Below are 13,600 nucleotides of genomic sequence, written 5' to 3' on the forward strand. Positions count from 1 at the left end.
AGCTAGATTTGTAGTCAGCCACAATATTTAATATTCACCACCCTTGAAACCAGCTTTAATACTAGATATAAGGTCAAAAATGAAATTAGCCACCTGGAACGTCAACTCGCTCAAAGTGCGCCTGCCGCAAGTATTGCAGTGGCTGGCAGACAACCCGGTCGACATACTCTGCCTGCAGGAGACCAAGCTGACGGACGACAAGTTCCCCGTCGCCGAGATCGAGGCGGCCGGCTACCAGGTGGTCTTCAGCGGCCAGAAGACCTACAACGGCGTGGCCATCCTGTCGAAGCTGCCGATCACCGACGTGGTGAAGAACAACCCGCGCTACGAAGATGCGCAGCAGCGCATCCTGGCCGCCACCATCGCCGGCGTGCGCGTCGTCTGCGCCTATGTGCCGAACGGCCAGAGCGTCGATTCGGACAAGTACGAATACAAGCTGGGCTGGCTGGCCGCCCTGCACGACTGGCTGGCCGAGGAAGCGCGGCAGCACCCGCAGCTGGCCGTCGTCGGCGACTACAACATCGCGCCCGACGACCGCGACGTGCATGACCCGGTCGCCTGGGAAGGCCAGGTACTCGTATCGGACAAGGAGCGCGCCGCCCTGCAGCGCCTGCTCGACATCGGCCTGACGGACGCCTTCCGCCTGTTCGAGCAGGCGGAAAAATCGTTCAGCTGGTGGGATTACCGCCAGCTGGGCTTCCGCCTGAACAAGGGCCTGCGCATCGACCACATCCTGCTCTCGCCCGCCCTGGCGGCCCGCTGCAGCGCCTGCATCATCGACCGCGTGCCCCGCAAGTGGGAACAGCCGTCCGATCATGCGCCCGTCGTGGCCACCATCGACTAGGCACGGCGCGCATCATCGACAGGAGAGCACTCGCCCCGCAGGTGCGGGCGCCCGCCCGGCCACCATCGATTAAGCGCCGCATCTCTCCAGCAAGACCTGCGCATTGATCGCCGGTACGGGCGCGGAAAACAGATAGCCCTGGGCATAGCGGCAGCCGCTCGCCTGCAGCAGGGCGAACTGCTCCTCCGTCTCCACGCCCTCGGCCACGGCCGACAATTGCAGGCTGTCGGCCAGCGCGATGATGGCCGCCACGATGGCGCGGTCTTCCCCGCTGTGTTCCAGGTCCTTGATGAAGGCGCGGTCGATCTTGACCTTCTTCACGGGGAAGCGCTTCAGGTAGGCCAGGCTGGAATAGCCCGTGCCGAAGTCGTCGATCGACAGGCGCAGTCCCATGCCATTGATCTGGCGCAAAATTTCCAGCGTATGCTCGCCATGCTGCATCAGTGCCGTCTCGGTGATCTCGAATTCGAGCAGCGCCGGATCGATGCCCGTCTCGCGCACCACGGCGGCTATGGTGTCCACCAGCCCCTTGTGCATGAACTGGCGCGGCGACAGGTTCACCGCCAGCGGCACCGGCCGCAGGCCCTGGCGCTGCCAGGCCATGCTTTGCTCGCATGCTTGGCGCATGACCCACTCGCCGACAGGCACGATCAGGCCGTTTTCCTCCATGATGGGGATGAAGCGATCCGGCAGCACCAGGCCGTGGCCGGGACGGCGCCAGCGCAGCAGCACTTCCATGCCGTGCAGGCGCCGCGTGGCAATGTCGATGACGGGCTGGTAGAACAGCTCGAACTGCCGCTGCGCCAGCGCCGTGCGCAAGCTGCTTTCCAGGTCGAAGTGCAGCGCCGCCGCGTGGTTCATCGTCTGCGTGAAGAACTGGTAGTTGTTGCGGCCATTGCCCTTGGCGTGATACATGGCCGCGTCGGCATGGCGCATCAGCGAGTCGACATCGCCGCCATCGTCCGGATAGACGCAGATGCCGATCGATGGCGTCACGTGCAGCACGTGGCCGTCGAGCGGAAAAGCGGGCGTCAGGGCCTCGATGATCTTCTCGGCCACGCGCGCCGCCTCGTCGGCGCCGCGGATGCCCGGCACCAGCACGACGAATTCATCGCCGCCCAGGCGCGCCACCGTGTCGCTGGCGCGCACGGCGCGGCACAGGCGCCCGGCCACTTCCTTGAGCAGCAGGTCGCCCGTCATATGGCCCAGCGAATCGTTGATGGTCTTGAAGCGGTCCAGGTCGATGAACATCACGGCCAGCTTGCGCCCGGAGCGCTGCGACGCCAGCATGGCCCGCTCCAGGCGGTCCGACAGCAGCGCGCGGTTCGGCAGGCCCGTCAGGTTGTCGTGATAAGCCATGTGGTGCACGCGCGCCTCGGCCTGGCGCCGCTCGACAATTTCGCCCTGCAGCAGCAGGTTGGCGCCGGCCAGTTCGGCCGTGCGTTCCTGCACCCGCAATTCCAGCTCGTCGCGCGCGCGGCGCACCGCTTCGGCCGCCTCGCGGCGCGCCGTCACGTCGTCGACCAGCCACACGGAGCGGCCATGCGCATGCGCCAGGTCGAACGGACGGCCCGACAGGCGCGCCCAGAAGCGGCTGCCATCCTTGCGCACCAGCTGGTATTCGGACATGTGCACCCTGCCCGCCTCGAAATCGCGCGCCGTCTCGCTGCGCGCCGCCTTCCAGGCCGCCACGTCCGGGTACAGCGCCTGCACCGACAGGCCGTTGATCTCGCCGGGCGCATAGCCGAACAGCTCCTCCATCTTGCTGTTGCTGCGCAAATTGTAGCCGCCCTCCACCACCGAGATGCCCAGCACGGCGCTGTCGAGGATGGCCTGGTTTTCCAGCAGCGCGTTGCGCAGGGATTCCTCGGCGCGCTTCGCTTCCGTGCGGTCCTCGATGATCCAGATGGTGCCGGCGGCGGGATCGTCGGGATTGACGACGTAGGCGATCAGTTGCGCCCACAAGGTGCTGCCGTCGCGGCGCATCATTTCCACTTCCGTCTGGAACGGCTTGGCCACGGAGAGGAAGGGGAAGGCGGCCGCGCCCAGCAGGTCGTAGGACTGCTGCGACACGTACAGCGCGCGCCCTGGCAGCCCCAGCGCCTCGTCGCCGCTGTAGCCGAACATGGCGGCAAAGCCCAGGTTATAGCGCGTGATCAGGCGGTTCTTGGTGTACAGGATGCTCACCGAGGCGTTCGTCATGATGGCCGCCACTTCCATCTGCGTCTGGCGGCTGGCCGTGACGTCTTCCAGGATCCAGATGGTGCCCTGCTCGCTGTGCGCCTGGTCGACGGCCTTGGCGCGGATGCGGCACCAGAACAGCGTGCCGTCGCGGCGGCGGAACAGCGACTCGTCCTGCTCGTACGGCAACCCCTGCCCCAGCAGCGGCGTGGCCTGCACGCCGAATTCCTCGTAGGCGGCGGGCGAGGGAAACAGCGCGGCGGCGGGCAGGCCCGTCATCTCGTCCTGCGCGTAGCCGAACATCTCGGCAAAGCGGGGATTGCAGCGCAGGACCAGGCGCGAACGGGAAAACAGGATGCCGACGGAAGCGTTGTCGAGGATGGCCTGCTGCTCCAGCATCAGCTGGCGCGTCGCCTCCTCGGCCGCCTTCTGCGCGCTGCGGTCGTCGAACAGCCAGATCGTGTCGTGCAGCGCGCGCCCGGGCTGCTGTTCCGGATTGAGCACGTAGCCATAGGCCAGCGCCCAGAAGGTCGAGCCGTCGCGGCGGCGCATCTCCATCTCGCCCTGGAAGGGCAGGCCGCGCCGCAGCAGGGGCGCAGCCTGCCGCACCACGCTTTCGTATGCGGCGCGCGACGGGTACAGGCCGGCCACCGGCAAGCCCACGCCGCTGTCGCCGTCAAAGCCGAAGCATTCGGCGAAGCGCCGGTTATAGCGCAGCACGCCCGTGTCGCGCTGGAAGCCGATGGCCAGCGGCGCGTTGTCCATCACGGCCTGCATTTCCAGCATGGCGCGCCGCAGTTGATCCTCGTCACGCCGATGGTCGCTGATATCCTCGATAATCCATACCGTGCCGTCATGCGTATTGAGCGGATCGACGGCGCGCCCGTGCAGCCGGCTCCAGAACAGCGAACCGTCCTGACGCCGCAATTCCACTTCCGTGCGATAGGGCTTGCCCGTGGAGAGCAGCGGCGCCGCTTCCAGCCCCAGCGCGCGGCAGTGCGCGGCGGAACGGTACAGCACCGCGCCCGGCAGCCCCGTCAGCTGGTGGCGCGCATAGCCGAGCATTTCGGCGGCGCGGCTGTTGCACTCCTCGATGAAGCCGCCCTTGGAAAACACTATGCCCACGGCCGCGCTTTCCAGGATGGCCTGCTGTTCCAGCAGGGTCTTGCGCAGCGCCTGCTGGTCGCGCTGCTGCACGCTGATGTCGGCAAACACGAGGGTCGCGCCGGGCAAGCCATCCTCCACGGGCAGCGGCCTGGCCCACACCTGCACGGCGACGGCGCTATCGGCGCCCTGCAGGCTGCTGTCCCAGTGCCGTTCGCGGCCCGCCGGCCCCAGCGCCGCGCGCAGCATGCTGCTGCTCGAGGCGCGGTAAGCCTGGCTGAAACAGCCGGCCAGCTGGCGGCCCGAGATGTCCATGCCCAGCAAGGCGCACAGCGCATCATTCACCGCCAGCACCGTGCCGCCGGCATCGCAGGCGCAGGCGGGCAAGGCGATCAGCTGCAAGGCATCGGCGATGAAATCGGGACTGGTCGGTACGCGGTTCATGGACACCATGGGTCGGTTGGTAACGGTCGAACATGCGCCTGAGCAATATATTCCATAGGCATCATGGTGCTGCTAGATCATAAACCAGTTTTCCACGCTTTTTTAATATTCCTTCTTGGCAATATCTGAAACACCACAGACCACTTGCAACGCGCCCGTTGCAGCGGCGTTGCAACGCAAAAAAGATGAAACAAATCGTTTAGAATAAAGCATGCGCCGCCCTTCCCATCCCCCGCTCGACCACCGCGACAAACCCGTCATCTGGACCGTCTCCGTCTCGCGCCTGTTCGACCTGTTCCGCGACATCACGCTCGAATACGACGACCTGGCGGCGATCGAACCGATCAACCTGGGCTTCGACGACGCCGTGCGCCACATCCGCGAGCGCATGGCCACCGAGCGCTGCGACGCCGTCATCGCGGCCGGCTCGAACGGCGCCTACCTGAAGGGGCGCCTGTCGGTACCCGTCATCATCGCCAAGGCCAGCGGCTACGACGTGATGCAGGCGCTGGCGCGCGCGCGGCGCATCTCGCCGCAGATCGGCGTCGTCACCTACCAGGACCCGATGCCGGAACTGGCCGAATTTGCCGCCACCTTCGGCTTCCAGATCTTTCAACGCACCTACGCTACGGAAGAAGACGCGCGCGCGCAGATCAATGAACTGAAGGCGGCGGGCGTGAAAGCCGTCGTCGGCGCCGGCCTCGTCACCGACCTGGCCGAGGAAGCGGGACTGGCCGCCGTCTTCGTGTATTCCGCCACGTCCATCCGGCGCGCCTTCGACGACGCGCTGGAACTGGCGCGCCTGACCCAGCTCGAATCGGGCCGCGGCCGGCGCGTCATCGTCGCCGACACCCTGCGCGCGCGGCACGGCCTGCACGACCTGCGCGGCGAATCCGAAGCGATGGAAGCGCTGCGCCAGTCGGTGGTGCTGTTTGCCAGATCGCCGGCGACGGTGCTGATCCAGGGCGAGACGGGCAGCGGCAAGGAACTGGTGGCGCAGGCCATCCACCGCGAAAGCCCGCGCAGCCTGGGCGCGAACCGGCCCTTCATCGCCATCAATTGCGGCGCCATCGCCGAGTCCCTGCTGGAGTCGGAGCTGTTCGGCCACGAGGACGGGGCCTTCACGGGCGCGCGCCGGGGCGGCCATGCGGGCCTGTTCGAGGCGGCCAACCACGGCACCCTGTTCCTCGACGAAATCGGCGAAATGCCGCTGGCCCTGCAAACGCGGCTGCTGCGCGTGCTGGAAGAGCGCGAAGTGGTGCGCGTGGGCGGCACGCGGCCCATCGCCATCAACGTGCGCATCATCAGCGCCACCCACTGCGACCTGGAACAGCGCATCCGCGAAGGCCGCTTCCGCGCCGACCTGTTCTACCGCCTGGCCGTGCTGCGCCTGCATTTGCCCGCCCTGCGCGAACGCGCCGGCGACATACCCGGCCTGGCCGAATGGTCGCTGAAAAACGCCCTGGCCGCGCTGGGCGCGCGCCCCCATCCGAACCTGCATGCGGAGGTGCAGGCCTGCGCGCCCCTGCTGCGCCGCTACGCCTGGCCCGGCAACGTGCGCGAACTGCGCAACCTGGCCGAGCGCCTGGCGCTGTTCCTGGCCGCCGAGCCGCTGCAGGCGCTGACGCCGGCCTTCGTGCTGGGCGTGGCGCCGGAACTGGCGCAGGACACTGTTCCAGCGGTGTCGCCGGCAGCACCGGCAGCCATCACGCCGCGCCCGCAGGACGAAAGCGCCAGCGCCGTGCTGGCCCGCTTCGGCGGACGCCGCGATGCCGCCGCCAGCTACCTGGGCATCAGCCGCACGACCCTGTGGCGCCGCCTGCGCAGCGGCTGACCTTTTTCCCACTTCACGCCCCCAACCATGGACGACTGGCCTCATTTGCACGACTTGTGGCAGCGCTGCACCCGGCCCGCCGGCACGCCCGGCGCGAACAGACTCGCGCGCGACCACCAGGACATCAAGGCGCTGTACGCGCGCGGCATCTCGATGGAAGATGCGCTGCAATTCCTGTACCTGCAGCGGCCCACCCTGGACGCTTTCAAGAGCTGGCTGGCTGACCGCACGCGCGCCCGGCCAGCCCACGCGGGCAGCGCGCACGAGGATGTGCTGTCGGCCGCCGAGGTGCGCCACTTCGAGGAGCACGGCTACCTGCTGCTGCGCGGCGTGGTGCCATCGGCGCAGTGCCAAGCCGCCCGGCAGGCCATCTGGGACTACCTGGGCGCCAGCGCCGGGGAGCCGGCATCGTGGTACCGGCCGCACCCGGGCAAGCGGGGGATGATGCTGCAGTTTTCCGACCATCCCGCCCTCGAGGACATCCGCCACAGCGCGTATCTCCGCCGCGCCTACCAGCAGCTGTATGGCAGCGCCGCCAGCATCTATCCCTCCATCGACAAGGTAAGCTTCAATCCACCGGAAACCCCGCAGGACCGCTTCCTCGGCAGCGCCCTGCACTGGGATGTCAGCCTGAAGCTGCCGATTCCGTTCAAGCTGCAAGGCATGCTGTACCTGAGCGACTGCCCGGCGCGGCACGGCGCCTTCCACTGCGTGCCCGGCTTCCAGCACCGCATCGCCGACTGGCTGCGGGAGCTGCCGCCGGGCGCCGCGCCGCGCGAATGGGCCGCCGCGAACCTGCAGCCCGTGGCCGTCGAAGGCAACGCCGGCGATTTCATCATCTGGCACCAGGCCCTGCCCCATTGCGCCACGCCCAACCGCGGCCCGTCGCCGCGCATGGTGCAGTACCTGACCTACCTGCCCGACCACCGGCCCGACCAGGACGAATGGATCTGAACCATTCATCCCGGCCTGCCGCCGCTCATCCCGCAGCGCTGGCGGCGCGCTGCCCGCGCCGCTAGCATCGTCGTCAAGGAGGAACACATCATGAAACGAACACTGCAAACATTGACCTTGCTCGGTACCCTGCTGCTGGCGGGCGCCAGCCATGCCGCCGCGCCGACGGCATTCAAGGTGGACGTCACGGGCCAGGGCCGGCCCGTCGTCCTGATTCCCGGCCTGGCATCGTCGGGCGATGTATGGCAAGGCACGGTGGCGCGCCTGTGCGGACCGCAGGCCGGGCGCCAGTGCCATGTGCTGACCCTGGCCGGCTTTGCCGGCGTGCCTCCCGTCGCTGGCGACGTGCTGGCGCAGGCGGAGCAGCAGCTGGCCGAGTACATCGTGGCGCAGAAACTGGGCCAGCCGACCATCATCGGCCATAGCCTGGGCGGCTTCCTCGCCCTGAAACTGGCGATCGACCATCCGCAGCAGGCGGGCAAGCTGGTGATCGTCGACTCGCTGCCGGCGCTGGGCGCGACGCAGATGCCGAGCGCCACGCCGCAACAGCTGCAAGCCATGTCCGCGCAGATGCAGGCGGCCATGCGGGCCCAGGACGCGGCGACGGCCAGCGCCAGCCAGCGCCGCAGCATCGCCGGCATGGCGACCGCCCCGGCCGATGTCGAGCGCATCATCGGCTGGGGCCAGCGTTCCGACCAGGATACCGTGATCAAGGCCATGGGCACCCTGCTGGCCAGCGACTTGCGGCAGGACGTGGCGAAAGTGCAGTCGCCCACCCTGGTGCTGGGCACCTGGATCGCCTACAAGGACTATGCGCCGCGCGCTACCATCGAACAGACCTTCCGCAGCCAGTTTGCGCAGCTGCCAGGCGCGCGCATCGAGATGGCCGACACGGCGCGCCACTTCATCATGTACGATGAACCGGACTGGATGTTCGGGCACATCGAACAGTTCCTGAACTAGGCCATGGCCGCGCCGCCCGACAGCCCGCCGCTGCTGGCCAGAGTCAACTGGTACTGGGTCTTCCAGCTGGCCGGCTGGAGCATCATGGCCCTGCTGACCTGGCTCGGCCTGCCCCGCAACGGCGACGGCTGGGCCGTCGTCGGCGTGTGCTGGTGGGGCGCCGCCAGCGGGCTGGGACTGTCGATCCTGTGGCGGCGCTGGCTGCGCCGCCGCGGCTGGGTGGCGCGCCATTTCGCGTGGCAGCGCATCCTGCCTGCCTGCGCAGCGCTGGCGCTCGCGCAGACGGCGCTGGTGGCAGGCGGCTACCTCGTCCTGCGCCCCTTCGGCGCCATCCGCAACCTGGACTGGCTGCCGTTCGCCCTCCTTTCCTGGTTCAGCACCTTCCTCGTGTGGACCATCCTGTACTCGATGATCGTCTCGCTGCGGCGCGGCAACCAGCTGGAAGCCGAGGCGCTGCGGCTGCAGCTGCATGCGCGCGAAGCCCAGCTGCGCGCCCTGCAGGCGCAGGTCAATCCGCATTTCTTCTTCAATAGCCTCAACAGCGTGCGCGCGCTGGTCTACGAAGACCGCGAGGCGGCCGCGCACATGATCGACCAGCTGGCCAATCTGATGCGCCATGCGCTGCAGTCGGGCCAGCACGCAACGGTGCCGCTGGCGGCCGAACTGGAGGCCGTGCGCGCCTACCTGGCCATCGAGCAGTGCCGCTTCGAGGAGCGCCTGCGCGTCGCCTTCGACATCGCGCCCGGCCTGGCGCACGTGCGCGTGCCGCCCATGGCCCTGCAAACGCTGGTGGAAAACGCCGTCAAGTATGGCGTCGAGGCGAGCGCCGGCGGCGGCGACATCCGCATCGCGGCGCGGCGGGCCGGCGACGCCGATGGCACGGCCATGCTGGCCATCGAAGTGGCCAACACGGGCCGCTTGTGCAGCGCGTCCGGCTCCACCTGCGTGGGCCTGCGCAATGCGCGCCAGCGCCTGGAACTGGCCTGCGGCGAGCACGCCAGCCTGGAATTGCGCGAACAGGCGGGCTGGGTGTACGCCACGATGCATCTGCCGGAGCAGCCGTGAGCGCGCGGCGGCTCTCCGTGCTGCTGGTGGACGACGAGCGCCTGGCGCGCGCCGAATTGCGCCGCCTGCTGGCGGCGCATCCGCTGGTGGACATCGTGGGCGAGGCGGCCAGCGCGGCCGAAGCCATCGCGCAGGTCGGCAAGCTGCGTCCCGACCTGCTGCTGCTCGACGTGCAGATGCCGGGCGCTTCCGGCTTTGACCTGCTGGCCGCGCTCGACGACGCGCCCGACGTGATCTTCTGCACCGCCTTCGACCAGTACGCGCTGCAGGCGTTCGAGGTGAGCGCCCTCGACTACCTGCAAAAGCCCGTCCAGGCGGCGCGCCTGGCGACGGCGCTGGCGCGCGTCGGCGCGCGCGTGCAGGCCGCGCCATCGCCGGCGCCGCGCAAGGTGTTCATCAAGGATGGGGACCGCTGCTGGTTCGTCGCGCTGGAAGAGATACGCCTGCTGGAATCGGAAGGCAATTACACGCGCGTGCATTTCGCGGCGCAGCGTCCGCTGATGCTGCGCTCGCTGAACCAGCTGGAGGAGCGTCTTGATCCAGCGCAATTTTTCCGCGCCAACCGGCGCCAGATCGTCAACCTGGCGCTGGTGCGGCACGTCGCGGCCAGTGCCGCCGATGGCCTCGACCTGCGCCTGATGGACGGCAGCACGGTCGAGGTATCGCGCCGCCGCGCGCAGCAGTTCAAGGCCGTCACCGGCCTGTAGGCTGACTACTTCAGCGCGGGGATCGGCTGCGCCTGGAAGGCGGGACGCGGCTGCTCGCGGAGCTTTTTCGCCAGCATGTCGAGCGCCACTTCCAGCTGGCGGTCGGCGCCATTGAAGGTGGCGTGCGGCGGATTTTCCACCTCCACGTCCGGCACCACGCCCACGCCTTCGATCAGCCACTGGCCATCGATGCCGAACTGGCCGTTTTCCGCCACGCGCGCCATGCCGTTGTCGGCCAGGCGCGTATTGTCGCTGAGCCAGACGCCGGCGCCGGCCGTGCGCTTGCCCACCAGCGGCGCCAGTTTCAATGCCTTGATGCCGGCGGCGAAGGTCTCGCCATCCGAATACGTCAGTTCATCGACCAGCACCACCAGGTGGCCGCGGAAGGTGTTCTGCATGTTCGACGACGGCTGCACGCCCGGCGGCGCCCAGTAGGCCCAGGCCTTGCGCAGCAGTTTTTCGATGATCCAGCTGTCGATATTGCCGCCGTTGTTGCGCCGCACGTCGATGATCAGGCCTTCGCGGTTGATGTTGGCGTAAAAGTCGCGCGCGAACGAGGCGATGTCGTTCGCGCCCATGGCGCGCAAATGCAGGTAGCCGATGCGGCCCTGCGAGGCGGCCGCCACCTGCTCGGCGCGGCTCAGTTCCCAGTCGCCGTAGCGCAGCGCCGTCTGTTTCGCCATGTTGACGGGCTTGACGATCATGGCGCGCGGCGCGGCATTGCCCCGCTTGACCTGCAACAAAACCTGCTTGTCGGCCTGGTTCAGCAGCAGGTCGCTGATGTCGCGAGCCTGCAGCACGTCCTTGCCGTTGACGGCCGTGATCACGTCGCCTTCGCGCACGTCGACCTCGGGGCGCGACAGGGGCGCGCGCGCCGATGGCAGTTCCGCTTCGCTGCGGTAGATATGCTCGACCTTGTAGCCGTCGCCGGTGCGCGCCAGCACGGCGCCCAGGCCGGCCGGCGTGCCTTCCTGCTCCGTGCGGCGCAATTCGCCGGGACGGATCTGCGAATGCAGGGCGCCCACTTCGGCCACCATCATGCCCAACACGTCATTGAGCTCGGCGCGGTCCGTCACGCGCTCAACCAGCGGCGCATACTTGTCGCGCGCCGCCTTCCAGTCCACGCCGCGCATCTTCGCGTCGTACAGGAAATCGCGGTGCAAGCGCCATGCATCGTTGAACATCTGCTTCCATTCCAGGCGCGGATTCGAGACAAACGTCCAGTCGTCGACCTTGACCTTGGCCTTCGTCAGGTCGGACGGCAGCTTGGCGCCCGCCTCGATCACCAGCATCTCGCCCGGGCCGTTTTCAGCCGCAGTGCGGTAGTACAGGTGCTTCTTGTCGCGCGCCAGGTCGAATTCGCGCACGTTCGCCACCAGCAGTTCCGGCTTGGAGCCGGCATTGCCGATCGCCAGGGTCTTCAGGCCGGACTTGCGCTCGCTGCCTTCGCGCTCGAGGAAATACAGGCGCTTGTCGTCGACGGCCAGCGCGGTGTAGTTCCCCGGTGCCAGCGGCACTTCATACAGGCGCTCGGCCAGTCCCTGGCCGACGATGGCCGGCAGGCTGGCCGGCGCCTTTTTCACGGCCGTCTTGCCGCCGGCCTTTTCCAGGGCCTTTTCCGCCGCCAGTTCGGCCGCCTTTTCATCGTCCGTCTCGGCCGGTTTCACTCCCGGACGGCTCAGCTCATCGTCGGGCTGGAAGGGGAAACGGTTGCCCGGCTGCAACGCCAACGCATACACGCCGATGCGCTTGTCGAACACGGGTCCCATGTTGCGGTCGCCCCACGGCGACCCGTTGGCCAGCTGGAAATTACGCGCCGACAGGAAGTACAACCACTTGCCGTCCGGCGAAAACGCGGGCGAGCCGGAGGTGTAGCGGTCGCTGGTGACGAACTGCAGCTGTTTCGAACCCAGGTTGTACAGGCCGATCTGCTCGCGCTGCTCGTTGCTGGCCACGCGCACGATGGCCAGGTTGCGGCTGTCGGGCGACCATTGCACTTCGTCGTGCTTGTCCACGCCCGCCTTGCCCGCATCGTCGATCAGCTGGTTGCCCCTGGTGGCCAGGTCCAGCAGCCAGAAGCGGCCTTTCTTGTCCGTGTGGGCCAGCCAGCGTCCGTCCGGCGACGGATACAGCTTCCAGCGGTGGCTGTTGCCCTGCGTCGTCAGTTGCTCACCCTGGCCCGAGCCGTCGGCGGCGAATTTCCAGATCTCGTTTTCGCCGCTCGTGTCGACGATGGCGAAGACGGATTTCTCGTCGCTGGAAAAGACGGCGTCGCGCGCCCGCGCCCCTTCCGGTATGGCGATGTCGACCCGGCGCTGGCTGCCCGTGCCGGCGATGCTGACGCGGCCCCGCGCAGTGAGGATGATGCGTTCATCCTTGCCGGACACTTCGACATTGCTCAAGGTATCGAGCGGCGAGCGGATCTGGCGCGCGCGCTGCTGGTCGAAATCGGACACGAGGCTGATGGCCAGCGGCTGCGAGACGGACGCCGCCGCGCCGGGCGCGCTCAGGTCCAGCACGTGCAAGTCCGCGCCCAGCTGGTAGACGATCTTGCCGTCGCCCAGGGCCGCGTTGCGCACGTCCCACTGCGTGTGGGCCGTCAATGCGCGGCGGTCGGAACCGTCGGGCAGCATGCTCCACAGATTGTCGCTGCCGCCTTCGTCGCTGATGTAATAGACACGGCCCTGCCACCACATGGGGCGCTTGTTGTTGCCCGCCAACACGGCAGGCTCCGTGTGCATGCGCACGGCCTCGCCCTTGCCGTCCAGCGCATAGCGCCACAGGGTCGCATGCGCGCCGCCGCGGTAATTGCGCACATTGTCGTTCGTCATGGCCAAGCCGAAACGCGTGAAGTACAGGGTCGTGCCGGCATCGTCGAGCACGGCATCGTTGGCGTCGGCCACGGGAAACACGCGGCGCGTCTGCTTCACGGGATCGATGGCGGCGACGATGCGGCGCGAGGCGGGACCATCCGTATTCTGCGTGCTGACCAGCACTTCCCCCTGCGCCGTCCAGCCCAGCACCAGCACGCCGCCATTGTCATACGAAATGCGGCGCGGCAAGCCGCCCGCCAGCGGCATCACGTACGCTTCCTGCGCGCCCTCGTACGAGGCGGAAAACGCCACCCACTGCCCGTCGCGCGAAATCGCCGCGTTCGTTTCATAGCCGGGATGCGTCGTCAAGCGCTGCGCGGCGCCGCCACGCACGCTGCTTTTCCACAGGTCGCCTTCGGCGGTGAAGACGACGGTATCGCCGCGCACGGCGGGAAAGCGGAAATAGCTGGCGGCGGCAGGCGCAACGGCGGCAGCGGCGCTGTCCAGCAGGCCGGCGGAGAGCAACAGGAGGGCAAGGGTACGGGATATTTTCATGTGAGCAGTCTTTAAGCAATCGAACAACGGTCATGGAAACGAAACGATGTGGAGCGGGGCCGACATCGGATCATGATTCTTGCATAGCTTGTGCAAAAGCAATACCTATTTTTAAACAAGGCTGTTTTCACAACAG

The 13,600-nt window shown here is 67.7% G+C and carries 8 protein-coding genes; 6 read left to right on the forward strand and 2 right to left on the reverse strand.

The features are described 5' to 3' along the window. The first annotated feature begins 79 nt into the window (after positions 1 to 79). Entirely contained in the window at positions 80 to 844 is a 765-nt protein-coding gene (gene xth / locus AC07VL_RS18165) for an exodeoxyribonuclease III (protein ID WP_494807078.1), read from the forward strand. 69 nt (positions 845 to 913) lie between these two features. On the opposite strand, the gene AC07VL_RS18170 is transcribed toward xth, so the two are convergent. Next, positions 914 to 4,573, reverse strand: a complete 3,660-nt coding sequence (locus tag AC07VL_RS18170) for a sensor domain-containing protein (RefSeq protein WP_494807079.1) — start codon at positions 4,571 to 4,573, stop codon at positions 914 to 916. 211 nt (positions 4,574 to 4,784) lie between these two features. Here AC07VL_RS18170 and prpR point away from each other — a divergent pair, with 211 nt between their 5' ends. From prpR to AC07VL_RS18195, 5 genes are all read left to right on the forward strand, one after another. Further along, on the forward strand, positions 4,785 to 6,407 hold the full coding sequence (gene prpR, locus AC07VL_RS18175) for a propionate catabolism operon regulatory protein PrpR (RefSeq protein ID WP_494807080.1): 1,623 nt from the start codon (positions 4,785 to 4,787) through the stop codon (positions 6,405 to 6,407). 27 nt (positions 6,408 to 6,434) lie between these two features. Then, a complete protein-coding gene (locus AC07VL_RS18180; protein WP_494807081.1) occupies positions 6,435 to 7,361 on the forward strand; it encodes a phytanoyl-CoA dioxygenase family protein in 927 nt (308 codons plus the stop codon). Between the two features lie 90 nt (positions 7,362 to 7,451). Next, positions 7,452 to 8,324: an alpha/beta fold hydrolase gene (locus tag AC07VL_RS18185; RefSeq protein ID WP_494807082.1), complete on the forward strand. Its 873-nt coding sequence runs from the start codon at positions 7,452 to 7,454 to the stop codon at positions 8,322 to 8,324. Positions 8,325 to 8,327: 3 nt separating this feature from the next. Continuing rightward, a complete protein-coding gene (locus tag AC07VL_RS18190) occupies positions 8,328 to 9,389 on the forward strand; it encodes a sensor histidine kinase (protein ID WP_494807083.1) in 1,062 nt (353 codons plus the stop codon). After that, the gene (locus AC07VL_RS18195) at positions 9,386 to 10,096 is read left to right on the forward strand and encodes a LytR/AlgR family response regulator transcription factor (RefSeq protein ID WP_494807084.1); all 711 of its coding nucleotides are present in this window, start codon (positions 9,386 to 9,388) and stop codon (positions 10,094 to 10,096) included. Before AC07VL_RS18190 ends, AC07VL_RS18195 begins: the two co-directional genes overlap by 4 nt. A 5-nt stretch (positions 10,097 to 10,101) precedes the next feature. Here AC07VL_RS18195 and AC07VL_RS18200 read toward each other — a convergent pair whose 3' ends face one another. Then, positions 10,102 to 13,464: a S41 family peptidase gene (locus AC07VL_RS18200; RefSeq protein WP_494807085.1), complete on the reverse strand. Its 3,363-nt coding sequence runs from the start codon at positions 13,462 to 13,464 to the stop codon at positions 10,102 to 10,104. Between the last annotated feature and the right edge of the window lie 136 nt (positions 13,465 to 13,600).

Source organism: Janthinobacterium sp. GW821-FHT03C08, assembly GCF_059420905.1.